Annotated in this window: 27 protein-coding genes; 12 read left to right on the top strand and 15 right to left on the bottom strand. The window is 70.1% G+C overall.

The features are described 5' to 3' along the window. Positions 1-47: 47 nt before the first annotated feature. The gene (locus tag AC07SQ_RS20285; RefSeq protein WP_495272659.1) at positions 48-1,103 is read left to right on the top strand and encodes a sugar phosphate isomerase/epimerase family protein; all 1,056 of its coding nucleotides are present in this window, start codon (positions 48-50) and stop codon (positions 1,101-1,103) included. On the opposite strand, the gene AC07SQ_RS20280 is transcribed toward AC07SQ_RS20285, so the two are convergent. After that, positions 1,100-2,398: an aspartate aminotransferase family protein gene (locus AC07SQ_RS20280; RefSeq protein WP_495272658.1), complete on the bottom strand. Its 1,299-nt coding sequence runs from the start codon at positions 2,396-2,398 to the stop codon at positions 1,100-1,102. The two genes, AC07SQ_RS20285 and AC07SQ_RS20280, sit on opposite strands and share 4 nt — an antisense overlap. A 120-nt stretch (positions 2,399-2,518) precedes the next feature. Here AC07SQ_RS20280 and AC07SQ_RS20275 point away from each other — a divergent pair, with 120 nt between their 5' ends. Further along, entirely contained in the window at positions 2,519-2,995 is a 477-nt protein-coding gene (locus AC07SQ_RS20275; RefSeq protein ID WP_159274176.1) for an Lrp/AsnC family transcriptional regulator, read from the top strand. Positions 2,996-3,006: 11 nt separating this feature from the next. Here AC07SQ_RS20275 and pdxR read toward each other — a convergent pair whose 3' ends face one another. After that, positions 3,007-4,473, bottom strand: coding sequence for a MocR-like pyridoxine biosynthesis transcription factor PdxR (gene pdxR / locus AC07SQ_RS20270; protein WP_495272657.1), 1,467 nt, complete (start codon positions 4,471-4,473; stop codon positions 3,007-3,009). A gap of 87 nt (positions 4,474-4,560) precedes the next feature. Here pdxR and AC07SQ_RS20265 point away from each other — a divergent pair, with 87 nt between their 5' ends. The 5 genes from AC07SQ_RS20265 to AC07SQ_RS20245 all read left to right on the top strand — a co-directional run bounded on the left by AC07SQ_RS20265 (position 4,561) and on the right by AC07SQ_RS20245 (position 8,881). Beyond that, positions 4,561-5,811 (top strand): MFS transporter, encoded by a 1,251-nt coding sequence (locus AC07SQ_RS20265; RefSeq protein ID WP_495272656.1) that lies wholly within the window; start codon positions 4,561-4,563, stop codon positions 5,809-5,811. A gap of 553 nt (positions 5,812-6,364) precedes the next feature. After that, entirely contained in the window at positions 6,365-6,634 is a 270-nt protein-coding gene (gene infA, locus AC07SQ_RS20260; RefSeq protein WP_062482563.1) for a translation initiation factor IF-1, read from the top strand. A gap of 124 nt (positions 6,635-6,758) precedes the next feature. After that, the gene (gene dbpA / locus AC07SQ_RS20255; protein WP_062482564.1) at positions 6,759-8,201 is read left to right on the top strand and encodes an ATP-dependent RNA helicase DbpA; all 1,443 of its coding nucleotides are present in this window, start codon (positions 6,759-6,761) and stop codon (positions 8,199-8,201) included. Between the two features lie 94 nt (positions 8,202-8,295). Continuing rightward, the gene (locus AC07SQ_RS20250; RefSeq protein WP_167395080.1) at positions 8,296-8,466 is read left to right on the top strand and encodes a hypothetical protein; all 171 of its coding nucleotides are present in this window, start codon (positions 8,296-8,298) and stop codon (positions 8,464-8,466) included. A 91-nt stretch (positions 8,467-8,557) separates the two neighbouring features. Next, a complete protein-coding gene (locus AC07SQ_RS20245) occupies positions 8,558-8,881 on the top strand; it encodes a hypothetical protein (protein WP_495272655.1) in 324 nt (107 codons plus the stop codon). Positions 8,882-8,893: 12 nt separating this feature from the next. Here AC07SQ_RS20245 and AC07SQ_RS20240 read toward each other — a convergent pair whose 3' ends face one another. Beyond that, positions 8,894-9,781: a LysR family transcriptional regulator gene (locus AC07SQ_RS20240; RefSeq protein WP_495272654.1), complete on the bottom strand. Its 888-nt coding sequence runs from the start codon at positions 9,779-9,781 to the stop codon at positions 8,894-8,896. A gap of 89 nt (positions 9,782-9,870) precedes the next feature. Between AC07SQ_RS20240 and AC07SQ_RS20235 the strand changes: the two genes are divergently transcribed. Continuing rightward, complete coding sequence (locus AC07SQ_RS20235; protein ID WP_495272653.1) at positions 9,871-10,761, top strand: EamA family transporter; 891 nt, start codon at positions 9,871-9,873, stop codon at positions 10,759-10,761. 4 nt (positions 10,762-10,765) lie between these two features. On the opposite strand, the gene AC07SQ_RS20230 is transcribed toward AC07SQ_RS20235, so the two are convergent. The 11 genes from AC07SQ_RS20230 to AC07SQ_RS20180 form a co-directional block, all read right to left on the bottom strand. Continuing rightward, positions 10,766-11,692, bottom strand: coding sequence for a fatty acid desaturase family protein (locus AC07SQ_RS20230; RefSeq protein WP_495272652.1), 927 nt, complete (start codon positions 11,690-11,692; stop codon positions 10,766-10,768). A gap of 79 nt (positions 11,693-11,771) precedes the next feature. Continuing rightward, positions 11,772-12,440, bottom strand: coding sequence for a GntR family transcriptional regulator (locus tag AC07SQ_RS20225; protein WP_495272651.1), 669 nt, complete (start codon positions 12,438-12,440; stop codon positions 11,772-11,774). A 44-nt stretch (positions 12,441-12,484) separates the two neighbouring features. Further along, entirely contained in the window at positions 12,485-13,759 is a 1,275-nt protein-coding gene (locus AC07SQ_RS20220) for an FAD-dependent oxidoreductase (protein WP_495272650.1), read from the bottom strand. Next, a complete protein-coding gene (locus AC07SQ_RS20215) occupies positions 13,756-14,004 on the bottom strand; it encodes a (2Fe-2S)-binding protein (protein ID WP_139702916.1) in 249 nt (82 codons plus the stop codon). The genes AC07SQ_RS20220 and AC07SQ_RS20215 overlap by 4 nt, the downstream gene beginning before the upstream one ends. Then, positions 14,001-15,104 (bottom strand): NAD(P)/FAD-dependent oxidoreductase, encoded by a 1,104-nt coding sequence (locus AC07SQ_RS20210; protein ID WP_495272649.1) that lies wholly within the window; start codon positions 15,102-15,104, stop codon positions 14,001-14,003. Before AC07SQ_RS20210 ends, AC07SQ_RS20215 begins: the two co-directional genes overlap by 4 nt. Before the next feature lie 11 nt (positions 15,105-15,115). Continuing rightward, a complete protein-coding gene (locus AC07SQ_RS20205) occupies positions 15,116-16,051 on the bottom strand; it encodes a 4-hydroxyproline epimerase (protein ID WP_495272648.1) in 936 nt (311 codons plus the stop codon). Between the two features lie 15 nt (positions 16,052-16,066). After that, positions 16,067-17,209, bottom strand: a complete 1,143-nt coding sequence (locus AC07SQ_RS20200) for a branched-chain amino acid ABC transporter substrate-binding protein (RefSeq protein ID WP_062482625.1) — start codon at positions 17,207-17,209, stop codon at positions 16,067-16,069. A 444-nt stretch (positions 17,210-17,653) separates the two neighbouring features. Continuing rightward, complete coding sequence (locus tag AC07SQ_RS20195; protein ID WP_495272647.1) at positions 17,654-18,628, bottom strand: tripartite tricarboxylate transporter substrate-binding protein; 975 nt, start codon at positions 18,626-18,628, stop codon at positions 17,654-17,656. Positions 18,629-18,668: 40 nt separating this feature from the next. Beyond that, positions 18,669-19,874, bottom strand: a complete 1,206-nt coding sequence (locus AC07SQ_RS20190) for a M20 aminoacylase family protein (RefSeq protein WP_495272646.1) — start codon at positions 19,872-19,874, stop codon at positions 18,669-18,671. A 96-nt stretch (positions 19,875-19,970) separates the two neighbouring features. Next, on the bottom strand, positions 19,971-20,825 hold the full coding sequence (locus AC07SQ_RS20185) for a pirin family protein (protein ID WP_495272645.1): 855 nt from the start codon (positions 20,823-20,825) through the stop codon (positions 19,971-19,973). After that, the gene (locus AC07SQ_RS20180; protein ID WP_495272644.1) at positions 20,822-21,406 is read right to left on the bottom strand and encodes an NADPH-dependent FMN reductase; all 585 of its coding nucleotides are present in this window, start codon (positions 21,404-21,406) and stop codon (positions 20,822-20,824) included. Before AC07SQ_RS20180 ends, AC07SQ_RS20185 begins: the two co-directional genes overlap by 4 nt. Before the next feature lie 139 nt (positions 21,407-21,545). Here AC07SQ_RS20180 and AC07SQ_RS20175 point away from each other — a divergent pair, with 139 nt between their 5' ends. From AC07SQ_RS20175 to AC07SQ_RS20165, 3 genes are read left to right on the top strand one after another with little or no spacing between them, the layout of a single operon-like run. Then, on the top strand, positions 21,546-22,475 hold the full coding sequence (locus AC07SQ_RS20175) for a LysR family transcriptional regulator (protein WP_495272643.1): 930 nt from the start codon (positions 21,546-21,548) through the stop codon (positions 22,473-22,475). A gap of 38 nt (positions 22,476-22,513) precedes the next feature. After that, on the top strand, positions 22,514-22,990 hold the full coding sequence (locus AC07SQ_RS20170) for an FKBP-type peptidyl-prolyl cis-trans isomerase (RefSeq protein ID WP_062473516.1): 477 nt from the start codon (positions 22,514-22,516) through the stop codon (positions 22,988-22,990). 13 nt (positions 22,991-23,003) lie between these two features. Then, positions 23,004-23,843: a DUF6216 family protein gene (locus tag AC07SQ_RS20165; RefSeq protein WP_492682045.1), complete on the top strand. Its 840-nt coding sequence runs from the start codon at positions 23,004-23,006 to the stop codon at positions 23,841-23,843. Between the two features lie 9 nt (positions 23,844-23,852). Here AC07SQ_RS20165 and AC07SQ_RS20160 read toward each other — a convergent pair whose 3' ends face one another. Beyond that, positions 23,853-25,430: a CYTH and CHAD domain-containing protein gene (locus AC07SQ_RS20160; protein ID WP_495272642.1), complete on the bottom strand. Its 1,578-nt coding sequence runs from the start codon at positions 25,428-25,430 to the stop codon at positions 23,853-23,855. Positions 25,431-25,594: 164 nt separating this feature from the next. On the opposite strand from AC07SQ_RS20160, the gene AC07SQ_RS20155 reads away from it, so the two are divergent. Further along, positions 25,595-26,011, top strand: coding sequence for a VOC family protein (locus AC07SQ_RS20155; protein ID WP_095747343.1), 417 nt, complete (start codon positions 25,595-25,597; stop codon positions 26,009-26,011). Positions 26,012-26,054: the final 43 nt, after the last annotated feature.

Raw genomic sequence — 26,054 nt, 5'->3', positions numbered from 1 at the left:
TCAGCCGAACCCCCGAAGTATGCTGTGCGGCGCATCAGGAGACACGCATGAAGACGATCAAGGGGCCGGGCATTTTCCTGGCCCAGTTCGCGGGCGACACGGCCCCGTTCCACTCGCTCGACGCCATCGCCGGATGGGCCGCGGGCCTCGGCTACAAGGGCGTGCAGATCCCCAGCTGGGACACGCGCCTCATCGACCTGAAGCGCGCCGCCGAGAGCAAGACCTACTGCGACGAGATCAAGGGCACGCTTGCGGGCCACGGCCTGGAGATCACCGAGCTTTCGACCCACCTGCAGGGCCAGCTGGTGGCGGTGCACCCGGCCTACGACGCGGGCTTCGACGGCTTTGCGGCGCCCGAGGTGCGCGGCAACCCCGTCGCGCGCCAGCAGTGGGCGGTGCAGCAGCTGCACCACGCGGCCAAGGCCTCGGCCAATCTCGGGCTCACGGCGCACGCGACCTTCTCGGGCGCGCTGGCCTGGCCGTACCTGTATTCGTGGCCGCCGCGCCCGGCCGGCCTCATCGAGGAGGCCTTCGACGAACTGGCGCGCCGCTGGCGCCCGATCCTCGATGCCTTCGACGCCGTGGGCGTCGACGTGGGCTACGAGATCCACCCCGGCGAAGACCTGCACGACGGCGTGAGCTACGAGATGTTCCTGGAACGCGTGGGCAACCACCCGCGCGCCTGCCTGCTGTACGACCCGAGCCACTTCGTGCTGCAGCAGCTGGACTACCTGGCCTACATCGACCACTACCACGAGCGCATCAAGCTCTTGCACGTGAAGGACGCCGAGTTCAACCCGACCGGCAAGCAGGGCGTGTACGGCGGCTTCCAGAGCTGGATCAACCGCGCCGGGCGCTTCCGCTCGCTGGGCGACGGGCAGGTCGACTTCAAGGCCATCTTCTCGAAGATGGCGCAGTACGACTTTCCGGGCTGGGCGGTGCTCGAATGGGAGTGCTGCATCAAGCACCCGGAAGACGGCGCGCGCGAAGGCGCCACCTTCATCCGCGACCACATCATCCGCGTGGCCGACCGCGCCTTCGACGACTTCGCGGCGGGCGGGGCGGACGTGGCGGCGAACCGACGGATGTTGGGAATCGGCTAACTCGTCGAGCGGATCGCGTCGTCGAGTATTTCCAGGCCGCGGTCGATTTCTTCCGGCTTCACGTTCAGCGGCGGCGCGATGCGCCACACGGCCGCCATGCCGCCGACGGCCACGATGTTCATGCTCAGGCCGCGCGCCATGCAGGCGTCGGTGATGGCGCGGCCGCGCTCGGCGTCGGGTTCGCGGGTCTCGCGGTCTTTCACCAGCTCCACGCCCTGCAGCAGGCCGTGGCCGCGCACGTCGCCGATCACCTCGTGCCGCGCCTTCAGCGTGGCCAGGCCCCGGCTCAGCCGCTCGCCCATGGCGGCGGCGCGCTGGTTGAGCCCTTCTTCCTCGAGCACGTCGAGCACCGCCAGCCCGACCTCGGCCGGCAGCGGGTCGGACACGTGCGAGGTGACGTGCACGAAGCCCTTCTCGTGGCAATCTTGTTCGATCGCTTCGCTGGTGACTGTGGCGCCGATCGCCAGGCCGCCGCCCAGCGTCTTCGAGACGGTGAGGAAGTCGGGCACCACGCCCGCCTGCTCGAACGCGAAGTTGCTGCCCAGGCGGCCGAAGGCGGTCTGCGCTTCGTCCAGGATCAGCAGCATGCCGCGCTCGCGGCACTTGGCCTGCAGCTTCGGGAAGTAGCCGGCGGGCGGCACGATCACGCCGCCCGAGCTCAGCACCGGCTCGGCGATGAAGGCCGCGAGCGAGCCGCTGGACTGCGCATCGACCATGTCGAAGCCGACGTCGAGGCAGGTGGTGTCGCAGGTATCGCGGCAATGGCGGATGGGGCAGCGGTAGCAGTTCGGCGCGGGGATCGACATGGTGCCGGGCTTGCGCGGCCCGTAGTCGACGTGGTGCCGGCCGGCGAAGGTGAGTGCGGCCATGCCGCCGTTCACGCCGTGCCAGCCGCCGTTCAGGCCCACGATCTCGTAGCGGCCGGTGGTCACGCGGGCCATGCGCGCGGCGGCCTCGTTGGCCTCGCCGCCGGTGGACAAAAACAGCGATTTCGACAGCGACGGCGGCAGCATCGCCGCCAGCCGCCCGGCCAGCGCCGGCACGGCCGGCCCGACGAAGCCGCTGTACAGGTGCAGCGCGCCTTCGCAGGCCTTCTCGATGGCCGCGACGATGCGCGGGTGGTTGTGGCCGATGGTGGCGCACATCTGGCCCGAGGTGAAGTCGAGGATCTCGCGCCCGTGCTGGTCCCACAGCGTGGCGCCGCGCGCCTTGACGATGACATGCGGGCTCAGCCCCATGCCGTAGCGCACGAGGTGCTTGCTGACCACAGGGTCGTAGGTTGCGCCTTCGGCCATCGGATGCTCCTTGTTCGTCGGGGGAGCCCCAGCGTAGCCATCGGCCGCGAAATCCGGTGTCGTTGTGCGGGCCCGAAAACGAAGCCGATTGCGCGCACCTTGCGCCACACTGGCGGCACCATGAAAACCGGCACCCTCGATCGCATCGACCAGTGCATCCTGGCCGAACTGCAGGCCGACGCGGGCCTGCAGAACCAGACGCTGGCCGAGCGCGTGAACCTCTCGCCCTCGGCCTGCCTCAAGCGCGTGCAGCGGCTGCGGCGCGCGGGCGTGATCCGCGAGGAGGTGGCGATCCTCGATGCCGCGCGCGTGGGCTTTCCGGTGCTGGTGATCTCGCGCGTGTCGCTGCGCAGCACCACGCGCGAGGCGATCGGGGCCTTCGAGCGCAAGGTGCATGCGCTGCCGCAGGTGCTGCAATGCCACTGCGTGGCCGGCGAGACCGACTTCGTGCTCGTGATCTGCGCGCGCTCGCTGCCCGACTACCAGGCCTTCGCGCAGGAGCAGCTGGGCGACGCGCTGGAGCTGGAGAACTACTCGAGCGACATCGTGCTGTCGACCACCAAGTTCACGACGCGGCTGCCGCTGGACAGCGCCTGAGGGCGCCGCCGCTACAGCAGGCGCACCAGCCGCCGGATGGCGCCGTCGATCTGCGACTCGGCGATCAGGCCGAAGCCGAAGGCCAGCCCGTTGGGTGCGTCGGGCGCCTGCGGATCGGGCGCGAAGCGCGACAGCGGCGGCAAGGTGATGCCGGCCGCCGCGGCGCGTTCGACCACCACGTGGTCCCGCGCGCCGCCGTGCAGCCAGGCCGACAGGTGCAGGCCGGCGTCGGACGGAATCGCCTCCAGCCGGCCCGCGCCGTGGCGCGCCAGCGCGTCGAGCAGGGCGCTGCGCCGTGCGCCGTACAGCTTGCGCATGCGGCGGATGTGGCGCGCCAGGTGCCCTTCGGCGATGAAGGCCGCGAGCGCTTCCTGCCCGAGCACCGGGCCGTGCCAGTCGGCCAGCTCGCGCGCCCGCACCAGCGCCGCGCGGGCCCAGGGCGGCGCCACCACGAAGCCCAGGCGCAGCGCGGGGAACAGGCTCTTGGAAAAGGTGCCGACGTAGAACACCGAGCCGGCGCGGTCGAGCGTCTGCAGCGCGTCGAGCGGGCGGCCGGCAAAGCGGAACTCGCTGTCGTAGTCGTCCTCGATGAGCACGGCGTTGCGCGCCCGCGCAAAGGCCAGCAGGGCGGCCCGGCGCGGCGGCGACATGGCCACGCCGGTGGGGAACTGGTGCGAAGGCGTCACGCAGACCACGCGCGCCTCGGGCGGGATGCGGTCCACGCACAGGCCTTCGTCGTCGGTCGGCACCGTGACCACCTTCGCGCCCGCGGCCAGCATGGCCTCGCGCAGCGAGGGATAGAACAGCTGCTCGACCGCCACCACCGTGCGCCCCGGCACCACCAGGATGCGCGCGAGCAGCCCGAAGGCCTGCTGCGCGCCGGCCGTGACCACGATGTCGTCGGCCGTGCAGCCGACCGCGCGCGTGAACGACACGTGCGCCGCGATCGCCTCGCGCAAGGCGCCCTGGCCCTGCGGGTCGGCGTAGTCGGCGGTCTGGCGCGCCACGCGGCGCAGCGCGCGGTCGGACAGGCGGCGCCAGATGTCGAACGGAAAGGCGCCGACATCGGGCAGGCCGACGCGGAAGTCGTCGCGCGCGGCCCGCGGCTGCAGCGTGGGGGCGAGGTCGGCGCCGGGCACGTTCAGCGGCACCAGCCGCGGATCGCGCCGGGGCGCGGCGCCCGCCTCTTTCGGCGCGGCCCGGCCGCGCCGCAACGCCGGCAGCGTGTCGGCCACGTAGGTGCCGGAGCCCGGGCGCGCCAGCAGGTAGCCCTCGCTCAGCAGCAGGTCGTAGGCCGCCAGCATGGTGTTGCGCGACACGCCCAGCCGCTGCGCCAGCGCGCGCGTGGCGGGCAGGCGCGCGCCGGGCTGCAGCCGGCCGTCGAGGATGGCGTCGCGCAGCTGGCGGTGCAGCGCGCGCAGCAGGTCGCGCGAACCGGCGGCCGGCAGGCGCAGGGCAAGCTCGAAAAGTGGCTCCATGATCTTTGCCGATTGTGGTTCTTTTGAAGAGCCGCCTGCAATCCTATTCTGAAGGCCTTGGAACACCCACCCATGGAGTCCTTCACCATGCACACCGCTCCTGAAACCCCGCAGCAACCGCCCGCCGAACGCCTGCCCCTGGGCCTGGCCTGGCTCGCGCTGGGCGCCTTCGCCATCGGCACCGAAAGCTTCATGGTCGCCGGCCTGCTGCCGGTGCTGGCGGCCGACCTGCAGGTCAGCGCCGCGCGGGCCGGCCAGCTGGTGCTGCTGTTCGCGCTGAGCTATGCGATCGGCTCGCCGCTGATGGCCGCGCTGCTCGCGCGCTTCGGGCGCCGCCCGCTGCTCATCGCCAGCCTCGCGACGTTCGCGGGCCTCACGGCGGCGGCTTCGATGGCGCACGGCATCGCACAGCTGGCCCTGGCGCGCGTCGCGCTCGGGCTGGTGGCGGGCGTGTTCCTGCCGACGGCCAGCGCGGTGGCGGCGGCGATGGTGTCGCCCGCGCTGCGCGGCCGGGCGCTGGCCATCGTGACCGGCGGCGGCACCGTGGCGGTGGCGCTCGGCGTGCCGCTGGGCGCCTGGATCGCGGGCTGGGGCGGCTGGCGCACGGCCTACCTGCTGATCGCCGCGGTGGCGGCACTGGCCACCTGGGGCCTGTTCGTGGGGCTGCCGCGCACGCTGGTGCAGGCCCCCACTGACGCGGCCCCGCGCACCTCGGCCTTCGCCGTGGCGCGCGAACCCGGCGTGGCGCCGGCGCTGCTGGCCACCGTGCTGTGGGCCACGGGCGGCTTCAGCTTCTACACCTACATCGCGCTGTTCCTCGGCCACACGCTGGGCTTCGGGGCCGAGGGCGTGGGCGCGGTGTTCTTCGCGATCGGCGTGGCCGCCGCGCTGGGCACCGCGACCGGCGGCTGGGCCACCGACCGCTTCGGCGCCGACCGCATGGCGCGGGGCTTCGCGCTGGCGCTGGTGGTGATCATGGGCGGGCTCTCGTTCGCCGCGCAGATGCTGCCGCGCGGGCTGGCGCTGCCGCTGATCGTGGGCCTGTCGGCACTGTGGGGCTTCGCCGGCTGGGGCTTCGGCCCGGCGCAGGCGGTGCGGCTGATCCGTCTGGCGCCCGAGCGCGCACCGATGACGCTGTCGCTCAACGCCTCGGCGGTCTACCTGGGCATCGCGGCGGGCTCGGGGCTGGGCGGCGCGACGATCGCGTGGTTCGGCGTGAGCGCGGTGGGCTGGGTGGGCGCCGCCGCCCAGCTGGCGGGGCTGGTGCTGCTGTGGCGCGCGGCGCGGCGGGCCCGGTCGGCCGCGCCTGTGGCGTCATCGGCACCGGCCTGCGCCTGACCCTGCGGCGGGTTGCTATATTTTTAATAGCTACCTTTGCAGGATGGATGGCCCTTCGGGGCCTTTTTCATGCGGACGTTGTTTTTAAGACAAGCAACTGTCATGCCCTGCAAGCTATAATGTCGGGTTCGTTTCGATACCACGACGAAGAATTTCGTCACCCCCGCCGGCCGATCTGCGTTGCCATCTGAATCCGGGATCCAGGATTCATCAGGCTTCTCGTTTCCAGCCCTCGGGCCACGCCGGCTTTCACAGTGTGTTGGAGCGCCAGACCGGGCGCCCATGAATGCCACCACTGCCTTCGTTCCTGTTGAAGCGAATCGCGCGTGCGGCGCGTCCGTTCTCACTAATTTTTCGGCATTGCGCGCCCCGCACCGGCACGCAGCGCCCCAGGCTTCATGGACACTTTCGCAACAGCATCGCGGTGGGCAGGTTTCTGCTTCCCGCACCGCAACGACAGATTCCTGGACGCCGGCTGACCCGCCGGCCGACTGAAACCAACACGCCCATCTTCATCTCCAACACACATCGAACGATTCAGAGGTAATCACACATGCCCAAGGAAGAACTGATCGAAATGAACGGCGCAGTGACCGAAGTCCTGCCCGACTCGCGCTACCGCGTCACGCTCGACAACGGCCACCAGCTGATCGCCTACAGCGGCGGCAAGATGCGCAAGCACCACATCCGCATCCTGGCCGGCGACAAGGTCTCGCTCGAGCTGTCGCCCTACGACCTGACCAAGGGCCGCATCACGTTCCGTCACCTGGAACGCCGCGGTCCCCCGCCGACCAACTCGGGCAACAACACGCCCCGCCGCTGAGCGACGCCCGGCCGGCCTTGCAGAGCGCCCTCCCGGAGGGGGCCCTGCAAGGCCTTTGTCTTTTCCGGGCCGTCACTTTTCCCCCTTTGCGTTTTCCTGTCTGTCTGTCTCCGGCTGCCGAACGATGAACTCCACCACCTCCCCAGCCGGCGGCCTCCAGGCCGAACCCCACGGCTTTGCCACGCTGGCGCTGTCGCCCCAGATGCTGGCCAACCTCACCCAGCTCGGCTACACGCAGATGACGGCCATCCAGGCCGCCGCGCTGCCGCCCGCCCTGCTGGGCAAGGACCTGATCGCCCAGGCCAAGACCGGCAGCGGCAAGACCGCCGCCTTCGCGCTGGCGCTGCTGTCCAACCTGAACCCGCGCCGCTTCGCCATCCAGGCGATGGTGCTGTGCCCCACGCGCGAGCTGGCCGACCAGGTCACGACCGAGATCCGCCGCCTGGCGCGCGCCGAAGAAAACATCAAGGTCGTCACGCTGTGCGGCGGCGTCGCGCTGCGCGGGCAGATCGCCAGCCTGGAGCACGGCGCGCACATCGTGGTGGGCACGCCGGGCCGCATCATGGACCACCTGGAGCGCGAGAACCTCGACCTCTCGGCGCTCAACACGCTGGTGCTCGACGAGGCCGACCGCATGCTCGACATGGGCTTCTTCGACGACATCGTGAAGGTGGCGCGCCAGTGCCCCAAGGAACGCCAGACGCTGCTGTTCTCGGCCACGTACCCCGAAGGCATCGCCAAGCTCGCGCAGCAGTTCATGAAGAACCCCGAGCAGATCACGGTGCAGGCCCAGCATGAAGGCAGCAAGATCCGCCAGCGCTGGTACCAGGTGAAAGACAGCGAGCGGCTGCACGCCGTGAGCCTGCTGCTGGACCATTTCCGTCCCGTGAGCACGCTGGCCTTCTGCAACACCAAGCAGCAGTGCCGCGACCTCGTCGACGTGCTGCAGGCGCAGGGCTTCAGCGCGATGGCGCTGTTCGGCGAGCTGGAGCAGCGCGAGCGCGACCAGGTGCTGGTGCAGTTCGCCAACCGCAGCTGCTCGGTGCTGGTGGCCACCGACGTGGCGGCGCGCGGGCTGGACATCGCGCAGCTCGAAGCCGTGATCAACGTCGACGTGACGCCCGACTCCGAAATCCACATCCACCGCGTGGGCCGCACCGGCCGCGTGGGCCAGCAGGGCGGCTCGGAAGGCCTGGCGCTGAACCTGGCCAGCATGAACGAGATGGGCTTCGTCGGGAAGATCGAACAGCTGCAGGGCCGCGAGTCCGAATGGCACCCGCTCGCCGAGCTCACGCCCGCCAAGGGCGCACCGCTCACGCCGCCCATGGCCACGCTGCAGATCGTCGGCGGACGCAAGGAAAAGATCCGCGCCGGCGACGTGCTGGGCGCGCTGACCGGCGACTGCGGCTACACCAAGGACCAGGTCGGCAAGATCAACGTCAACGAGTTCTCGACCTATGTCGCGGTGGACCGCGGCATTGCCGAAGAAGCCGCCCGCAAGCTCGGCAACGGCCGCGTGAAGGGCAAGAGCGTCAAGGTGCGCCTGCTGACACCGCAGTCCACCTGACATCCCTCCCATGCTCCTGTTTGGGCGCTTGGCAGACGAAATCTGCCGATGTGGCCTAATCGGGGGTCGAACATCTTTTTTATCCGAGCTTTCCATGCCCAAGAAAATCCGTACCGAAGCCGACCGTCTTGCCAGCCCGAAGCCGACGCCCATGCCCGGCTACACCGTGCCGCGCAACGGTGGCGGCCAGAAGATCAGCCTCGAGCGCGGCACCGCCACGCGCAGCAAGAAGAACCCGGGCAAGCGCCCGAGCAAGGGCGGCTGATCCAGCCCCCGCGGCTCTTTCTTCGGAGCCACGACGAACGCGCCCCCGGGCGCGTTTTGTCATTGGGGCCTGCCCTGCATCACGCGCCGCCATGTCCGACGACAACCAGATCTACATCCCGCCCTCGTTCTTCGCGATCTACAGCGACGCGCGCCAGCGCCTGCGCGAGCCGATCGACGTGGTGCGCGCGCGCTACGAGATCTGCGAAGACCTCGCCGGCCACCTCGTGGGCCATGCGCAGATCCAGCACCACACCGAGGTGCCGGTCGAAAGCGAGATCCTGCGGCGCATCCACGCGGGCCTGGCCACGCCGGAATCGGGCGTGTCGGTGCCCGAGGCCGGCTGGATCGTGCAGCGGCTGGCCGAGCTGCTGGGGTGGGAAGCGCCCGAGATCGCCGAGCCGGCGGGCGACTAGCCTGCGCGCGCCTCAACGCGCCGCGAACCGCTCCAGCAGGAAGTCGACGAAGGCGCGCGTCTTCGCCGCCAGGTGACGCGAGGGGTACACGGCGTACACCGGCGTGCGGTCGGCCTCCCAGTCTTCGAGCACGGCTTCGAGCCGGCCCGCCGCCAGCTCCTGTTCGACATAGATGCGCGGCACCAGGCTCAGGCCGAAGCCCGCGAGCAGCGCGTCGCGCACGGCGATGCTGGAGCTGACCTTGTAGCGCCCGTCGATGGGCACCGCCACGCTGCGCCCGGCGCGGCGGAAGGTCCATTTGTTCGCGTGGCCCGACAGCGTGAACTGCACGCACTCGTGGGCCTTCAGGTCTTCGGGCGCGGCGGGCCGGCCGTGGGCCGCGAAGTAGCCGGGCGCACCGCACAGCACGTGGGTCATGGTCATGAGCTCGCGCGCGACCAGGCTCGAGTCTTCCAGCCGGTCGCTGCCGCGGATCGCGAGGTCGTAGCCCTCGCCGATCAGGTCGATGCGGGTGTCCTGCAGGTTCAACTCGAGCCGCAGGTTCGGGTGGCGCGCCATGAAGGCGGGGATGTGCGGCGAGATGCAGGTCAGCGCGAAGGTCAGCGGCGCGCTCACGCGCAGCACGCCGCCCGGGCTCGCGCCGACGGGCGCCAGCGCGGCGTCGGCCTCGTCCAGGTCGTCGAGGATGCGCGCGAGCCGCTCCACGTAGGCCGCGCCGGCCTCGGTGAGGCTCATGCTGCGCGTGGTGCGGTTGATCAGCCGCACCTTCAGGTGCGCCTCCAGCTCGGCGATGTTCTTGCTGACCGCTGCGGCCGACAGCCCCAGCTGCCGCGCGGCGCCGGCGAAGCTGCCCGCCGCGGCGGTGGTGCGAAAGACCTTGAGGGCGGTGAGATGGTCCATGGGCCGGCGATCGATTAACGACTGTCAGTAAAGAATCAATTCATTATTCGAGCATTCACAACCACAGGTCAACGCCGTAGATTCGAGCCATGACCTCCCGCACCACCGACCTCCTGCTCACCGCGATCGCGCCCGCGGTCTGGGGCAGCACCTACATCGTGACCACCGAGCTGCTGCCGGCGAACTACCCGCTGACGGTGGCGCTGCTGCGCGCGCTGCCGGCCGGCCTGCTGCTGATGCTCATCGTGCGCCAGCTGCCGCCCCGGGCGTGGTGGGGGCGCATCCTGCTGCTGGGCGCGCTGAACTTCTCGGTGCTGTGGGCGATGCTGTTCCTGGCGGCCTACCGGCTGCCGGGCGGCGTGGCGGCCACCATCACCTCGGTGCAGCCGCTGTTCGTGGTGTTCCTCGCCGGCCTGCTGCTGGGCGCGCCAGTGCGCGCGCTGTCGGTGGCGGCGGCCGTGATCGGCATGGGCGGGGTGGCGCTGCTGGTGCTCACGCCGAACGCCGCGCTCGACGCGCTGGGCATCGCCGCGGCGCTCACGGCGGCGGTGTCGATGGCCTTCGGCACGGTGCTCAGCCGGCGCTGGCAGCCGCCGGTGTCGGCGCTGACCTTCACGGCCTGGCAGCTGACGGCCGGCGGCCTGCTGCTGCTGCCGGTGGCGCTGTGGCTGGAACCGCCGCTGCCCGCGCTCACGGCGATGAACTGGGTCGGCTTCGCCTGGCTCGGCCTGGTCGGCGCCGCGCTCACCTACATCGTGTGGTTCCGCGGCGTGGCGCGGCTGGAGCCCTCGGCGATCGCGCCGCTGGCCTTCCTGAGCCCGGTGACGGCGGTGATCCTGGGCTGGGCCTTGCTGGGCCAGAGCCTCTCGGGCTGGCAGATGGCGGGCATCGGCATCGTGATCGCGAGCATCTGGCTGAGCCAGCAGGCGCAGCGCGGTGCGCAGCCGGTGGCGGCGGTGCAGCCCGCACCGAGTCGTTGAGGTTTCAGCCCACAGGCGCGGCGCGGCGCAGCAGCTGCAGGTAGCCGGGCTGCACTTCCATGCGCGCCGTCGCGCCCTGGCGCTGCAGCAGGCGGTGCGCCTTCGGCAGCGCCCAGCAGGGCAGGTTGGTGAACATGTGGTGCTCGCAGTGGTAGTTGACCCAGTAGGGCGCCACGAAGATGCGTTCGAGCCAGCCGGCGTGCGTGGTGCGCGCCTGGCGCAGCGGGTCGGCCTCGTTCTGCGCCACCAGCGCATGCTCGGCGATGTTGCGCACGCGGCTCACGAGCGGCAGCCAGGTCGCCATCGGCAGCAGCCACATCAGCACCCAGGCCCACCAGACACCAGCCAGCGTGAAGGCCAGCAGGCCCAGGCCGTTGCCGATGAGGAAACGCTTGTCTTTTGCCAGCTCGCGCCCGAACACGCGCAGCGCCGATTCGCCCGGCGCACGCTGGCGCAGGGCGTCGGCGATGTGGCCGAAGCGCTGCTTGTAGAAGGTCTGGCCGCTGAGGTCGCGCACGACCTTGCGCCACATCGAGTCGCGCGAGATCGGGAAAGGCGCCGACAGCACGAGGTCGGGGTCTTCGGTCTGCTGCACGAAGCGGTGGTGTTGCAGGTGATACGGCCGGTAGTCGCGCAACGTGGGCGAGCACAGCCAGTAGCCGACCCAGTCGTTCACCTTGCGGTGGCGGTGCAGCCCCGCGTGCGCGGCGTCGTGCATGAGGATGAACAGGCCCAGCTGGCGCGTGCCGACGATCGGCACCATGAGCGGAATGGTCCACGGCCACACGATGCCCACGAGCATCGCGGCGCCGATCACGCCCCAGCAGTGCGCCACCAGCCACAGGCCCCGCCAGGACGAACGCGTGGTGAGCGATTGCCACTCGTCGGGGGTGAAGAAGTCTTCGGGTCGAGCGCGGGGTGCAGCGGCCATCGGGCCAGTATGCGGCGAAGGCGCCGGCAGATCACGCGTAGTTCCCCGGTGTGGGCGGGGGCAGGCGAGGCCCTTCGGCCTACTTGTCGATGATTTTCCGGGCGAAGACTTCGAGGTAGTCCATGAGCCGCTCGGCGCCCGCGATGGCCGCGGCCTCGTCGCCGGTGGCAATGCCCTGCGCCAGCTCGAGGTGCGCGTTGGCGCCCTCGACGATCTCGCCCTCGTGCTGGTAGGCGTACCAGAAGCGCCGGCACTGCACGATCAGCGGCACCACCGCCTTCACCGCCGAGTCGTTGTGGCTCGCCTGGTGCGTGACGAGGTCGAGCGCGCGGTCGGCCTGCATGTAGTCGTTCAGGTCGCCGCGGCCCGCGGCCTCGACCATGGCCTCGGCGCAGCGCACGATGGCCTGGCGCTGCGGCGCGGTGGCACGGCGCGCGGCGCAGGCGGCAATCAGCTGCTCGAGCACGCGCCGAGTCTGGATCACGTCCAGGTGGTCGGCCAGGTCGATGGTCGACACCAGCAGGCCGCGGCGCGGCTGCTGCACGATGAGGCCGATCGACACCATGCGCATCAGCGCCTCGCGCACCGGTGTGCGGCCCAGGCCCGTGCGGTCGGCCAGCTCGGCCTCGACGATCTGGCTGCCGGGCTCCAGCTGCATGGTGGACAGCAGCGCCTCGATGGCGTCGTAGGCCAGGTCGGCCGCGCGGCGCTTGGGCGGGGGTCGGGGAGCGGTCTTCGGGGCAGCCATGGTGGGGGTGTGGATGTGCTCGTGCGTGTGCGGATGCGTGGCCGTCATTGTCGGGCGTCGCCGGGGGCTGCAAGCCCGGCCAGTGTCTCGATGCGCACCGGCACCAGCGGCGGGCGCGGCGCGGGCGGCGTCCAGCCGAACAGGAACTGCGCCGCGTCGCCGCACACGCGCCCCTGGCAGGCGCCCATGCCGCAGCGGCGGTGCAGCTTGGCATCGGTCCAGCCGGTGCAGGCAGAGAGCGCGGCAAAGGGCACGTCCTCGCAGCGGCACACGAGCGTGTCGGGGCAGGGCAGGGCCTTGAGGTCGTCGGCCAGCGCGAAGCGGCGGTGTAGCTGGGCCGCGAAGGCGTCCCAGCGGGCGCGTTCGCGGTCGTGCGCGCGGGCCTGGGCGGTCTCGCCGATGGCGGCATGGCCGGCGATGGTGCCCTGCACCAGCGCGCGCTCGCTGCCGCCGAAGCCGGTGCATTCGCCGGCCGCGTAGATGCCTGCGACGCTCGTGGCCTGCAGCGCATCGACCGCGAGCCCCGGCCCTGCCAGCGCGCAGCCGAGCAGCTGGCCCAGCTGCGTGTTGGGCGTGAGCCCGAAGCCACAGGCGATGCGGTCGCAGGCCATCTCGACCTCGCGGCTGCCCTGGCGCAGCCGCACCGATTCGACCTGCGTCGCGCCCTGCGCCGAGACGATGCGCGACGCGGTGCGGTAGTTCGCATCGGCCAGCGTGAGCGCCTGCACGGCCTTGCCGGGCCACCGCACGAGGCTGGCACCGAAGGCCGCGACCGAGGCGAACGAGGCCTGCTCGGCGATGCGCAGCACCTGCGCGCCCGCCGCCTTGGCCGTGGCGGCGGCGGCCAGCAGCAAGGGCCCGCTGCCTGCGACGACGATGCGTTCGCCCTCGACCGGCAAGCCCGCCTTGATCAGTGCCTGCAGGCCGCCCGCGCCCGTCACGCCGGGCAGCGTCCAGCCGGGGAAGGGCAGCAGCAGCTCGCGGGCGCCGGTGCACAGGATGAGCTTTGTCCATCGCATGCGCGTCGCGCCCTCGGCGTCTTCGAGCAGCAAGTCATGCGGAGCAGGCGCAGCGACGACACGCGCGCCGCTGCGCACGCGAATGTTCGCGTGGCGTGCGAGCGCCTCGCGCCATTGGCGTGCCGCCGGTGGCAGCGATGCGCCGGGGCCGTCGCGCCAGATCTGTCCGCCGGGTGCGGGGTTGTCGTCGATCACCACGACCGACGCGCCGCTGGACGCCGCCGCCACGGCCGCGGCCATGCCCGCGGGGCCCGCGCCGACGACCAGCACATCGCAGGTTTCGAGCGTGACGCCGCTCATGCCGTGGTCTCCACGCGCATGCCCTCGGCGCACACGGTCTGGCAGGCGAGCCGGCGCCGCCCGTCGATCTGCACGCGGCATTCCTGGCACACGCCCATGCCGCAGAACGGCGCGCGCGGCTGGCCCGTGACCGAGGTGCGCGCCGCGCCCATGCCGCCGGCGATGCGCAAGGCGGCGGCGACCGAGCTGCCGGCCTTCACGCGCACGGGCTGGCCATCGATGTGCAGCAAGGTCTGATCGCTCATGCCCTCTCCCGCAGGCCGCGCGGCGCATACGGCGCGGCGTCGAAATCGGGCGCCGTGCCGGTCATCAGCGCCGCGAGCACATGCGCGCTGCCCGGCGCCGTGGTCACGCCGAGCCCCTCGTGCCCGACCGCGAGCCAGAGCTTCTCGCGCCACGGATGCCTGCCCAGCAGCGGCAGGCCGTCGGGCGAGGCGGCGCGCAGGCCGGTCCACGCGCGCACGGCGTTCAGGTCGGCGAGCCCCGGCAGGTAGTCGAGCGTGCGCTGCAGCATGCGCGCGAGCATCGGTGCCTCCACGGCCAGGTCGGTCGTGTCGAACTGGCGCGACGAGCCCACCAGCAGCTGCCCCGTGGGCCGCGGCTGCACGTTGAAGGCGACCGAGTCGCCGTCGCTGTGGTGCGCGCTGGTCACGTAGCCGAGTTCGACGAGCTGGTGGCGCACCGTGCCCGGGTAGCGGTCGGTAATGAGCAGGTGGCCCTTCTTCGGGCGGATCGGCAGCTCGGGGCACAGCGTCGTCGCCTCGATGCCGTTGGCGAGCACGACCTGCGGCGCGGTGCGGCGGCTGCCGTCGGCCAGGCGCAGCGTGCCGTCGTTCTCGAGGGCCTCGACTTTCGCGTGCTCGACCTGCACCAACGTCGCGTGCTGCGCGAGCAGCCAGCGCGCCGCGTTCGGCGCATAGAGGATGCCGTCGCCGGGCACTTCGAGCGCGCCCGACAGGCCGGGGCGCAACGCGGGCTCGGCGCGCGCGAGTTCGGCCGCGCCCAGCAGCCGGCTCTCGATGCCGAGCGCGCCCAGGCGCTGCTGCTTGCGTTCGGCCTCGGCCATCTCTTCGTCGTTCGCCGCGATCCAGAGCGTGCCGCAGGGGCTGTAGGCGCAGTCGGCGCCCAGGCGCGGCGCGAGGGCGCGCCATTGCGCGACCGAGTGGCGGCTGAGTTCGAGCTCGGCCGCGTTGTCGTCCATCACCACGAGGTGGCCCATGCCCGCGCCGGTGGCACCGCCCAGGCGCGCGTCGAGCACGCACACGCGGCGCCCGGCCTGCGCCAGCGCATGGGCGCACGCCGCGCCGACGATGCCGGCGCCGATGACGATGACGTCCGCGTCCATGCGCCCCGGTGTCAGAGGCGGATGCCCCAGCCGAAAGGGTCTTCGTCGTCGATGAGCAATGTGGCTTCGGCACTGATGTGCGCGCGGCCGCGCAGCGTGGGAATGACGTGGTCGCCGTCCATCGCGTAGCTCGCCTCGAAGACGCTGCCGATCACGCTGGCCTGCCGCCACACCGCGCCCGGCGCGAGCTTGCCGTCGGCCGCGAGGCAGGCGATCTTGGCGCTGGTGCCGGTGCCGCAGGGCGAGCGGTCGTAGGCGTTGCCGGGGCACAGCACGAAGTTGCGGCTGTCCGCGCCGTCGTCGTCATTGGCGAAGAGTTCGATGTGATCGATCTCCGCGCCGTTCGCGCCCGTGATGCCCTGCGCTGCGAGCGCGCGGCGCAAGGCGGCCGTGTAGTCGGTCAGCGCCGCGAGGTTGTCGCTCGCCACGCGCTGGCCGTGCTCGCTCACGAGGAAGAACCAGTTGCCGCCCCACGCCACATCGCCGCGCACCGTGCCGTGGCCCGGCAGGTCGACCGCCACCTGGTGCAGGTGCCGGTAGGCGGGCACGTTGCGCACGCTCACCGAACCGTCTTCGTGCAGCGTGGTCGTGACCGTGCCCACGGGCGTCTCGATGCGGTGCTCGCCCACGCCGATGCGCCCCATGTGCGCCAGGCTCGCGACCAGCCCGATGGTGCCGTGGCCGCACATGCCCAGGTAACCGGCGTTGTTGAAGAAGACCACGCCGGCCGCCGCCTCGGGCGACACCGGCTCGCACAGCAGCGCGCCGACGACGACGTCGCTGCCGCGCGGCTCGAGCACGGCCGCTGCGCGCCACTTGTCATGCTGATCGGCCAGCAGCGTGCGGCGCTCGGCCATGGAGCCTTTCCCCAGATCGGGAAAGCCGCCGATCACAAGGCGCGTGGGCTCGCCGCCCGTGTGCGAGTCGATGACCTGGATGCGTTGCATGGGTGTGAGGCTCACTCAGTAGCTGGCAATGGGCACGGGGGCCGCGTTCTTGAACGTGAAGACGGTGATGGGCGCCTGCTTCATGTTGCCCTTGTCGTCGTACGCGTAGGTGGCGGCCACGCCCTTGTAGGTGGCCTTGTAGAGCTCGGCGCCGACCTTGTCGGGGTCGATGGCGTTGGCCTTCTTCATCGACTCGCCGATGAACAGCACCTGGTCGTAGTACGAAGCGGCGTACGCATCGGGATCGACGTTGAAGCGCTTCTTGAACTTCTCCTTGAAGGCCGGACCGCTTTGCGCCTTCTCGAGCATGGAGCCGCCCTGCGCGCAGAACACCAGGTCGTTCACCGCGTCGCCGCCGATCTTGCCGGTGGCCGGGCTGCACACGGTGTCGCCGCCCAGCAGCTTGCCGGGCACGGCCAGCTGCTTCATCTGGCGCGCCATGGGCGCGGCCTGCGGCGCATAGCCGCCGAAGAAGATCGCCTCGGGCGCCTTGCCCTTCATGTTGGTCAGGATGGCGGTGAAGTCGACGGCCTTGTCGGTGGTGAACTCCTGGCCCACGATGGTGAGGCCCTGTTTCTTCGCTTCCTTGGTGAACTCTTCGGCGAGGCCCTGACCGAAGGCCGTGCGGTCGTCGATCACGCCGACCTTCTTCACCTTCAGTTCCTTGGCCGCGTACACGGCCATGGCGCCGCCGATCTGGTTGTCGCTGGCGATGATGCGGTACAGGTTCTTGTAGCCGCCCTGCGTGACCTTCGGGTTGGTGCCCACGGTGGACACCAGCGTGCCGCCGTCGCTGTAGATGCGCGAGGCCGGAATGGCCACGCCCGAGCAGTACGGGCCCATGACGAACTTGATGCCGTCGTCGACGAACTTCTGCGCCACGCTCACGCCGGTCTTGGCGTCGCACTGGTCGTCTTCGGAGACCAGCTCGAACTTCAGCGTCTTGCCGCCGACGCTGAGCTTCTTCGCGTTGAGCTCCTCGATGGCCAGGCGGATGCCGTTTTCATTGTCCTTGCCCGCAAAGGCGTTGGGACCCGACAGCGGACCGCTGTGGCCGATCTTGACCACCTGCTCCTGGGCCTGCGCGGGACTGGCCACGGCCAGGGCGACCAGGCCCGCGAGACTGAGTGAGGAAACCATGCCTGCTTGTGACTTCATGCTTCTTCCTAGGGTTGGGAACAATGAAAACGACAGGGCCCGGCTGCATGGGAGACCTGTCTCAGTTTAAATATATTAAGTACATATCTTGTAGATATCTGTGGGGCAAGCGCTCTTTCGGTGGCTGGGGTTCTGTGATATCTGTGAACGAACGGGCCGTTCGGGGCGCGATCCCGCCGACGGGGAGCCTTGCTCCGCGAATGTCCCCCGGCCTGCGGCCTCCTCCTTGATTTCGCTGCGCAAGGCACCCCATCGACGTGATCGGGTCAGTGCGGTGGTTGATCGGCGAAGAACCCACAGCGTGCCCCGTGCCCGGGACACTGGGTGCTTCCCGCAGCGAAATCAAGGAGGAGGGGCGAAGCCCCGGGGGACATTCGCGGAGGGAAGTACCCGGTGGCCCGGGCACGCGCCCCGAACAGGAGCGCCAACCCAAGCAAGCAAAGGTCAGTCGACCTTCGCCCCCGAAGCCTTCACCACCACCCCCATCGCATCCCAATCCGCACGCAGCAGCTTCTGGAAGGCTTCGGCACTCTGGCTGCGCGGCTCCACGCCCAGGCGCTTGAAGCGTTCCTGGATCACCGGATCGGCCAGCACCTTGTTGGCCGCCGCGTTGATGCGCTCGACCTCGGCCTTCGGCGTGCCCGCCGGGGCCAAGAGGCCAATCCACGAATCGAAGGCGTAGCCCGGCAGGCCGCTCTCGCCCACCGTCGGCAGCTTCGGCAGGAAGGGGCTGCGCGCCTGGCCCGTGGAGGCCAGCAGCTTCACGCGCGCGTCGTCCTGGAAACCCATCACGCCGATGCTCGACGAGATCACCGCCTGCACCCGGCCAGCGAGCACCTCGTTCACGGCCTCGCCGGTCGACTTGGTCGGGATGTGCGTCATCTGCAGGCCGGCCTTCGCGAGGAACGACGCCATCGCGAGGTGCGTGGCGCTGCCGTTGCCGGCCGAGGCGTAGTTGTACTTGCCGGGGTTGGCCTTGACCTCCTTGATGAAGTCGGCCGTGGTCGACACGTTCATGCCGCTGGCCACCGCCAGCACGTAGCCCGCGTTGCCCACGTTGGCCACACCGACGAAGTCCTTCAGCGGGTCATAGGGCAGCTTGCTGTACAGGAAGCCCGCGATGTTGTGGCTGGCCGCCGCCAGCACCAGCGTGTTGCCGTCGGCCGGCGCCTTGGCCGCCACCGCCGCGCCCACCGTGCCGCCCGCGCCCGCGCGGTTCTCGACGATGGCGCTGCCGCCGAGCGCGACGCCCAGCTCGTTGTTGAAGGCGCGTGCCACCGTGTCCTGCACGGCGCCCGTGCCGAAGGGCACGATGATGTGGATCACGCGCTGCTGCGCGTGCGCGGCGCCAAGGCCGCCCAGGGCCACGGCGGCTGCAAGCGCAGCCAGCGAACGTCGGGTGAACAGGGGAAAAGTCATCGAGGTGGCCGCTTTCATCGTCAACAAAAAAAGTCGTTTTTCAGGTGCCCGACGGCAGCCAGCGCTGCACCAGCTTCACGAAGTAGCTGGCACCGATCGGGATGATCTCGTCGTTGAAGTCGAACGAGGTGTTGTGGATGATGCAAGGGCCGGGCCCGTGGCCGTCCAGCCGGTGGTCGCCGTCGCCATTGCCGAGGAAGGCGTAGCAGCCGGGCCGCGCGAGCAGCATGTGCGCGAAGTCCTCGGCGCCCATCACGGCGGGGAAGTTGTCGGTGACCATGTCGTCGCCCACCACCTCGCGCATCACGCCGGCGGCAAAGCGCGCCTCGGCCGGATGGTTCACGGTCGGCGGCGAGGAGCGGTTGAAGTACACCTCGGCCGTGCAGCCATGCGCCGCCGCCACGCCGGCCGCCACTTCGCGCAGTCGCGCCTCGAGCTTGTCGATGGCCTCGATGGAAAAGGTGCGGATCGTGCCGCCCACCGTCGCCACATCGGGAATCACGTTCGGCGCATCCGAACCCTGCAGTTGCGTGACCGCCAGCAGTGCGCGCTCGGTGCTGGGAATGGTGCGCGCCACGATGGTCTGCAACTGCTGCGCCAGCGTGACCACCGCGGCCACCGGGTCGATGCCGGTGTGCGGCATCGAGGCGTGCGTGCCGCGCCCGCGCACGGTGATCTTGTAGGTGTTGCTCGACGCCATCAGCGCGCCTTCGTTGAGCGCGAAGCGGCCCACGTCGCCGACGGGAAAGTTGTGCAGCCCGAAGACCGCGTCGCACGGAAAGCGCTCGAACAGGCCCTCGTCGATCATCTTCCTGGCGCCGGCCTTGCCCATCTCCTCGGCGGGCTGGAAGATGAAATGCACGGTGCCGTCGAAATCATCGGGCCCTTGTTGCGACAGGTGCCAGGCAGCGGCCAGCAGCATCGTCGTGTGGCCGTCGTGGCCGCAGGCGTGCATGCGGCCGGGGTTCGTCGACTTGTGGGCGAACTCGTTGGCCTCGTGCAGCGGCAGCGCGTCCATGTCGGCGCGCAGGCCGATGGAGCGCGTGCCCGTGCCCTTGCGCAGCACGCCGACGAGGCCCGTGCCCGCGATGCCGCGGTGCACCTCGATGCCCCATTCGGCGAGCAGGCTCGCGACCTTCTCGGAGGTGCGGTGCTCCTCGAAACCGAGTTCAGGGTGCGCGTGGATGTCGCGCCGGATGTCGATGAAACGGGTGGCGTGGGCGGCGAAGGCGTCGACGAGATTCATGGCGGGCGGCTGCGGGATCGTTCGCGAAAAACAGAAGCGAACGATTCTGGCGCAGCCGCCCGCGCGGCGCATGCTGGCTTACGCGCGGTTCGTCGCTCAGGCGAGCCGGCCTTGTGCGCGCAGTGTGGCGCCGATGCGGCGAATCTCGGCCTCGCCCCGGTCGAGCGTCGCGCGGCTCGTATGCACCGAGTAGTGGCCCATCACCAGTTCGTGTGGGTGCGGCACCGCCGAGCCGAGCACGAAGGCCGTGTCGCCCTGCGCCACGACGTCGATGGCCGCGCCGGACTCTTCGAACACCGCGAGCTCGCCCGTGCCGATGGGGCCGCCGGTACCGTCGCCCGCATCGAGCCGGCCCGCGTTCACCGCGACCCAGCCGACCGTGTGGCCGGCGGGCGGCGTGTAGCGCCAGCGTTCACCGTCCTTGAGCTGCACGGCCAGGTAGTTCATCGGCGAGGGCGCCGAAATGGGGCTCTGCGCCGCGCCGTAGCGCCCGAGCAGCACGCGCGCCGGGCCGTCCTGCGGCACCTGCGAGGGCGCGAGGTAGATGCTCTGCGCGGGCGCGTTTTCCTCCGCGGCCGGCAGCGCCACCCAGAGCTGGAAGCCCTGCACGCGCGTCACGCCCGGCGCCGGTGCGCCCGTGTGCCACACGCCGTTGCCGGCGCGCATCCACTCGACGCCGCCGCCGCGCAGCACGCCCTGTTCGCCGGTCGTGTCCTCGTACAGCGTGTCGCCTTCGATGAGCCAGGTCAGCGTGGCGATGCCCGAGTGCGGGTGCAGGCCGAAACCCTTGTGGCCGCCATCGACATCGAAGCCGAACAGGTCGAGGAACACGAAGGGCTTGAGGTATTCGCCCAGGTCGCCGGGACTCATGAGCCGCGTGATCGGCCCGTGCTTCGCGCCGCGCGTGCGGTAAACGACGGCGCGGGTGTCGGTGGCAACCACTGCGCTCATACGGCCTCCCTGGCGGTCTTCAGTGCGCGGGTCCACCACGCCAGGTCGTCGAGCAGGCCCGTGGCCGACTGCGCCAGGTGCGGGAAGTCGTCGAAGGACTTGCCCTGCTGCCAGATGCCCAGGAACTCGACCATGCCGATGTGCACTGCGTGGCGCACCGGCGCCATCTGCATCTCGACCGCGATCAGCCGCAGCTGCTCCACCGCGCGCGCCGCGCCCACGCCGCCGTAGCCCACGAAGCCGATCGGCTTGCGGATGAACTCCTTGTAGGCCCAGTCGATCGCGTTCTTCAGCACCGCGCTCGGGCCATGGTTGTACTCGGGCGTGACGATGATCAGCCCGTCGAACGTGGCCAGCTTGGCCTGCCAGCGCTGCGCGGCCTCGTTCTTCACCGGGCCCCAGGCGGGCGCGCCGGCTTCGTTGAAGAAGGGCAGCGGGTGATCGCGCAGATCGACCAGTTCGAAGGCCAGGTCGGTGCGCTGCTTCGCGATCTCGTGGATCCAGTGCGCGGGCTTCTCGCCGAAACGGCCTTCGCGGGTCGAGCCGATGACGATGCCGATGCGGGGTTGTTGTGCGCTCATGGGGTGCGTGCTCCTGAATGAAATGGGGTGGTCGAAGGCCGGAAAGGCCATGGACTGAAGGTTAGGCACGCACGCATTGATCGACTAGACGGTAGAGTCGGATTGCACTCGTCCACGAACAGAAGGAATAGGCCTCGCCATGCTCGACCTCAACGACATCGCCGTCTTCGTGCAGGTGGTGCGCCACGGCAGCTTTGCCGAGGCCGGCCGCCGGCTGGGCCTGCCGCCCAACACCGTGAGCCGGCGCATCCAGCAGTTGGAGGCGCAGCTCGGCACCCGGCTGCTGCAGCGCTCGACGCGCAAGCTCACGCTCACCGGCGCCGGGGAGGCGTTTCACGAACAGTGCGCCGAGGCGGTCGACGGGCTGGTCGAGGCCGGGCAGGCGCTCATCACCGGCAGCCAGGAACCCAGCGGCCGCGTGCGCGTGGCGGCCACGGCCGATTTCTTCGACTTCTTCCCCATGGCCTGGGTGGCCGACTTCCTGGCCGCGTACCCGCTGGTGCGCGTCGAGTTCGTGCTCAGCGACGCCAAGGCCGACCTGATCGCCGAGCAGATCGACATCGCCTTCCGCGGCGGCGCGCTGGCCGACTCGGGGTACGTCGCCCGCCAGCTGCTCGGCCCGCGCACCGACGGCCTCGTCGCCAGCCCCGCCTACCTGGCCGCGCGCGGCACGCCCGCCACGCTGGGAGACCTGGCCGACCACGACTGCGTGACCCCCGCCCACCCCAGCGGCCGCACCACCTGGCGCCTGACCGGTCCCGGCGGCAAGGAAGAAGAAGTGCAGGTGGGCGGCCGCTTCAGCGGCAACACCGCGCAGGCCTTGCGCAAGGCCGCCATCGCCGGCCTGGGCATCGCGCTGCTGCCGCCGGCCATGGGGCGGCTCGATGTGGAGGCCGGGCGGCTGGTGCCGGTGCTGCCGCAGTACCAGCGCACCGGGCATGGGCTGAGCGTGGTCTACCCGAGCCGCAAGCACCTGCCGCGGGCGGTGTCGGCGTTCATCGGAATGGTGACGCAGAAGCTGCGGGAGGAGGAGGCGTTGCCGGATGTGTGGCGGGCGCGGATGACCTGACTTCGGACGCAGATCGATTTCCACAGAAAATGCCCGCCATGAAAATCGAAAAAGACACCGTCGTCACCCTCAAGTACAAAGTCGCCGACGCCCAGGGCAAGCTCATCGAAGCCAGCCCCGAGCCGATGGCCTACCTGCATGGCGGTTACGAGAACACCCTGCCCAAGATCGAGCAGGCGCTCGACGGCCAGGAAAAGGGCTACCAGACCACGCTGAACCTCGCCCCCGAAGACGCCTTCGGCCTGCGCGACGAGGCACTGGTGCGCACCATTCCCAAGACCGAGTTCCCGCCCGGCGTGAAGGTCGGCGGCCAGCTGCAGGGCCGGCTCGACGACGGCACCGAGCACGTGTTCACCGTGACCAAGATCAAGGGCCCGGTCGTGCTGCTCGACGGCAACCACCCCTGGGCCGGCAAGGCGCTGAAGTTCAGCCTGCAGGTGACGGACGTGCGCGCAGCGCTGCCGGTGGAGATCGAGCACCGGCATGTGCATGGGGCGCACGGGCACCATCACTGAGCCTTGTTGAGCGATGGATTTCGCCACGGTCTCCGAGATTTCCAGTTTCTTCAGCATCGCTGCTCCGATCCTGATCGGCGCAGCGTTCGTCTGGGTCATTTGGCGCACAGAGTCCCGCCATGTACTGATTCGCCGGCTTTGGCAGTTGGTGCATGGCAAACAGGAAATCACGGATCCAGAAGTCCGTGCGTTCGTCGACGAGCAGACAAGCCTGGTTTCTTTCCGCCTGTTCGCCGGTATTCCTGTGGCCAGCCTGACGGAAGCCCATCAGCTCATTCAGTGGGCGAAGCACAACGACGTGCAGATGAGGACACTTCGGCATTGCGGCGAACTCTTTGACGCTGAACTTCGGCAAGTCAAGGAACACAAGCTGCCAGGACGCGCAAGCCAAGCCGCGCGGCTGGCAGGCTTCGTTGCTGCGGTTGCGGTGTTTGCCTTGAGCGTGGCGAGCCTGCCCACGGATCGCGCGCTTCTTTCTCTCAAGGCAACTGGGCGGCTGTTTCTGGCGACTGCGACGGAGATCACGGCGGCATGGCCACTGCAAACAGCCTCGCTAAGGGCTTCGGACTGCACCAACATTGCAGGTGACATCGGGGCCCGCACCTCGTTTTCCGAGGTCGAGGTGAAAGCGCTGTGCGGCGTCTTGAAGGACGCCGGCTTTCCCGCGTTTGTAAAGAGTACGGTGAAGGAGCAGCGGTGGTCGGCCGTGCTCTTGTGCCTGTTTGCAGCTTGGCTCGCATGGCTCGCCCTCTTTGCCTGGGGAGCAGGTGTAGCCGCCAAGAAGCTGGCAGACCGGCGGATCGATCCGGCTTTGCCAGGCTCGCAACAACTGGCGCTTGCCCTTGACGATTGAGCACAACCGCTAGGATTTCTTCCAGAACCTCGGCGCCTCGCCGATTCTCTCCAGCGCCTCACGACACGCCGTCGCTCCCGCCGCGCGGCGCGCGCTGAACCAGCCCACCGCGAACCACGCACGCGGGTCGCGCGATGCGACCTCGCGGTACAGCGCGAGCGCCACGGCCTCGTCGTTGAACTCGCCCAGCGCGTCCTGCGCGGGGCGCAGGGCTTTCAGGTAGCGCTCGGCTGCGTCCTTCTTCTTTTTGCTGCCGTCCGCTTCGGCGAACAACGGCGCGACGAACTCCGCCAGGTAGCGCAGGCGCTTGAGCCGCTTGCGCGCGCGGTGCTGGTGCTCGGTGGCGAGCGATTCGAAGCGCTCGCCATCGCGCACGGCCTGCTTGTGCAGACGCTGGAGCCGTTCGCGCAACTGCTGACGGGCCTCGTCGGCGGCGAGCGGTGCGGACCCCGTGGACGGCGGCGTGGCGGCGGTGAAACCGATCAGCGACACCAGCACGTCCTGGAACGCGGCGGCGCGCACGATGTCGCCGGGTGTCAGCGCCGGCGCGGCAGCCGCATCGCTGGCATCGCCCGCCAGCGGGTCGACCTCCGGCGCACCCGCCTCACGCAGCCGCGGCTGCGCGAGCTTCACGACCTGTTCGCGATCGCGCAGTTCGCCGAGCGCGCGGAAGGCGTCGACCAGCGGCGGCTCCCATGCGGCGGCGTCGAAGCGGCTCGTGTCGGCATCGAGCCCCGCCAGTTCGCGCAGCGCGGTGCGCAGGCGGCGGATGCCGATGCGCAGCTGGTGGATCTGTTCTTCGTCGGTGCTGCCCGCGGCGATCTCGCTGGCGTTGGGCAGCATCTGGTCCAGGCACGACGCGACCACGGCCTGCTGGAGGGTGCGGCCGTCGAGGCCGTGGGCCGGGAAGCGCGGCGCTTCGGCCTTGATAGCGGGCACGGTCTCTTGCTCGGCCAGCAGGCGCATGCCGCGCTCGGCCTTCGAGACGGTGCTGAACCACAGGCCGTGCTGCTGCGACCAGCGCCGTGCGAGCGCCACGAGCCCCTGCACGTCGCCGCTCTTGAGTTCGAGCTCCAGCTCGCACACGGGCGAGGCGCGCTGCGCGGGCGTGCCCGCGTGCGCGACGACCTTGCCGACGTCCAGCGCCATCTCGACCACGGCGCCGGCCGGGCCGCTCACGCGCAGGTCGCGCGTGAGCCGCACGATGTCGGTCGACTGGCGCTCGACCAGCGGCACCGCATCGCCATCGGTCGGCTGCAGCAGGCGGGCCAGCCGCTCGCCGACGGGCGTGCCGGCGTGGCGCGCGGGGTCGATGGCGGGCGCGGCGGCGCCGGTGCCCAGGTCGACGTTGTGCTCGAGCCGGTGCAGCGCGTTGTCGCCGGCGGCCTTGACGGTCTGCACCCAGCGCCGGCCCTCCTTGCGCAGCCGCAGCACCATGCCGTCGGCCACGAGGCGCTGGTCGGCGGTGTCGAAATAGCGGGCCTGCAGGCGCGTGCGCACGACGGCGCCGCGCCGCAATGCGGCTTCGACGGCCTTCAGGCGGCCGGCGGGAATGCAGAACTTGAACTCGATTTCCATGGTGTTCATGATGCCCGCTCTTTTTTCCCTCAACGACGTGGTGCCGGCCGATTTCCGGTGCGCCGAAAAATTATGTGGACACCGTCCATTTTCTTTGATATCTTTTGTGGACGGCGTACACAAAGACGCCGGCACACACCCGACCCACCCTTCATCGACACAGGAACCCCACCATGGCCACCAAGCAGATCTTCGTGAACCTCCCCGTCCGGAACCTCGACAAGAGCAAGGCTTTCTTCGGCGCGCTGGGCTACACCTTCAACCCGCAGTTCACCGACGCGAACGCCGCCTGCATGGTCATCCACGAAGGCAGCATCCACGCGATGCTGCTGATGGAGGACTACTTCAAGACCTTCACGAACCAGGGCATCGCCGACGCCCGCAAGGAGAACGAGGTGCTGGTGTGCCTGTCGTGCGAGAGCCGCGCCGAGGTCGACGACCTGGTCGCCAAGGCGGTGGCCGCCGGCGGCACGACGCCGCGCGAGCCGAAGGACTACGGCTTCATGTACGGCCACGGCTTCCAGGACCTGGACGGCCACATCTGGGAACTGGTCTACATGGACCCGAACGCCGAGATGCCCTCGCAGTGAACGTGGGGGCCGGACGATGCCCATCGTTCCATATGCGCTCTTG

The sequence above is a fragment of the Variovorax sp. GW821-FHT06D12 genome (assembly GCF_059419205.1).
The sequence above is the reverse complement of the archived record's forward strand: the minus strand, read 5'-3'. Positions and strand labels throughout refer to the sequence as shown.

What these genes read in the sequence shown, in the direction of transcription:
- AC07SQ_RS20285 (WP_495272659.1), top strand. Translation starts at nt 48, where the DNA reads ATGAAGACGATCAAGGGGCCGGGCATTTTCCTGGCCCAGTTCGCGGGC.
- AC07SQ_RS20280 (WP_495272658.1), bottom strand. Translation starts at nt 2,398, where the DNA reads ATGGCCGAAGGCGCAACCTACGACCCTGTGGTCAGCAAGCACCTCGTG.
- AC07SQ_RS20275 (WP_159274176.1), top strand. Translation starts at nt 2,519, where the DNA reads ATGAAAACCGGCACCCTCGATCGCATCGACCAGTGCATCCTGGCCGAA.
- pdxR (WP_495272657.1), bottom strand. Translation starts at nt 4,473, where the DNA reads ATGGAGCCACTTTTCGAGCTTGCCCTGCGCCTGCCGGCCGCCGGTTCG.
- AC07SQ_RS20265 (WP_495272656.1), top strand. Translation starts at nt 4,561, where the DNA reads ATGCACACCGCTCCTGAAACCCCGCAGCAACCGCCCGCCGAACGCCTG.
- infA (WP_062482563.1), top strand. Translation starts at nt 6,365, where the DNA reads ATGCCCAAGGAAGAACTGATCGAAATGAACGGCGCAGTGACCGAAGTC.
- dbpA (WP_062482564.1), top strand. Translation starts at nt 6,759, where the DNA reads ATGAACTCCACCACCTCCCCAGCCGGCGGCCTCCAGGCCGAACCCCAC.
- AC07SQ_RS20250 (WP_167395080.1), top strand. Translation starts at nt 8,296, where the DNA reads ATGCCCAAGAAAATCCGTACCGAAGCCGACCGTCTTGCCAGCCCGAAG.
- AC07SQ_RS20245 (WP_495272655.1), top strand. Translation starts at nt 8,558, where the DNA reads ATGTCCGACGACAACCAGATCTACATCCCGCCCTCGTTCTTCGCGATC.
- AC07SQ_RS20240 (WP_495272654.1), bottom strand. Translation starts at nt 9,781, where the DNA reads ATGGACCATCTCACCGCCCTCAAGGTCTTTCGCACCACCGCCGCGGCG.
- AC07SQ_RS20235 (WP_495272653.1), top strand. Translation starts at nt 9,871, where the DNA reads ATGACCTCCCGCACCACCGACCTCCTGCTCACCGCGATCGCGCCCGCG.
- AC07SQ_RS20230 (WP_495272652.1), bottom strand. Translation starts at nt 11,692, where the DNA reads ATGGCCGCTGCACCCCGCGCTCGACCCGAAGACTTCTTCACCCCCGAC.
- AC07SQ_RS20225 (WP_495272651.1), bottom strand. Translation starts at nt 12,440, where the DNA reads ATGGCTGCCCCGAAGACCGCTCCCCGACCCCCGCCCAAGCGCCGCGCG.
- AC07SQ_RS20220 (WP_495272650.1), bottom strand. Translation starts at nt 13,759, where the DNA reads ATGAGCGGCGTCACGCTCGAAACCTGCGATGTGCTGGTCGTCGGCGCG.
- AC07SQ_RS20215 (WP_139702916.1), bottom strand. Translation starts at nt 14,004, where the DNA reads ATGAGCGATCAGACCTTGCTGCACATCGATGGCCAGCCCGTGCGCGTG.
- AC07SQ_RS20210 (WP_495272649.1), bottom strand. Translation starts at nt 15,104, where the DNA reads ATGGACGCGGACGTCATCGTCATCGGCGCCGGCATCGTCGGCGCGGCG.
- AC07SQ_RS20205 (WP_495272648.1), bottom strand. Translation starts at nt 16,051, where the DNA reads ATGCAACGCATCCAGGTCATCGACTCGCACACGGGCGGCGAGCCCACG.
- AC07SQ_RS20200 (WP_062482625.1), bottom strand. Translation starts at nt 17,209, where the DNA reads ATGAAGTCACAAGCAGGCATGGTTTCCTCACTCAGTCTCGCGGGCCTG.
- AC07SQ_RS20195 (WP_495272647.1), bottom strand. Translation starts at nt 18,628, where the DNA reads ATGACTTTTCCCCTGTTCACCCGACGTTCGCTGGCTGCGCTTGCAGCC.
- AC07SQ_RS20190 (WP_495272646.1), bottom strand. Translation starts at nt 19,874, where the DNA reads ATGAATCTCGTCGACGCCTTCGCCGCCCACGCCACCCGTTTCATCGAC.
- AC07SQ_RS20185 (WP_495272645.1), bottom strand. Translation starts at nt 20,825, where the DNA reads ATGAGCGCAGTGGTTGCCACCGACACCCGCGCCGTCGTTTACCGCACG.
- AC07SQ_RS20180 (WP_495272644.1), bottom strand. Translation starts at nt 21,406, where the DNA reads ATGAGCGCACAACAACCCCGCATCGGCATCGTCATCGGCTCGACCCGC.
- AC07SQ_RS20175 (WP_495272643.1), top strand. Translation starts at nt 21,546, where the DNA reads ATGCTCGACCTCAACGACATCGCCGTCTTCGTGCAGGTGGTGCGCCAC.
- AC07SQ_RS20170 (WP_062473516.1), top strand. Translation starts at nt 22,514, where the DNA reads ATGAAAATCGAAAAAGACACCGTCGTCACCCTCAAGTACAAAGTCGCC.
- AC07SQ_RS20165 (WP_492682045.1), top strand. Translation starts at nt 23,004, where the DNA reads ATGGATTTCGCCACGGTCTCCGAGATTTCCAGTTTCTTCAGCATCGCT.
- AC07SQ_RS20160 (WP_495272642.1), bottom strand. Translation starts at nt 25,430, where the DNA reads ATGAACACCATGGAAATCGAGTTCAAGTTCTGCATTCCCGCCGGCCGC.
- AC07SQ_RS20155 (WP_095747343.1), top strand. Translation starts at nt 25,595, where the DNA reads ATGGCCACCAAGCAGATCTTCGTGAACCTCCCCGTCCGGAACCTCGAC.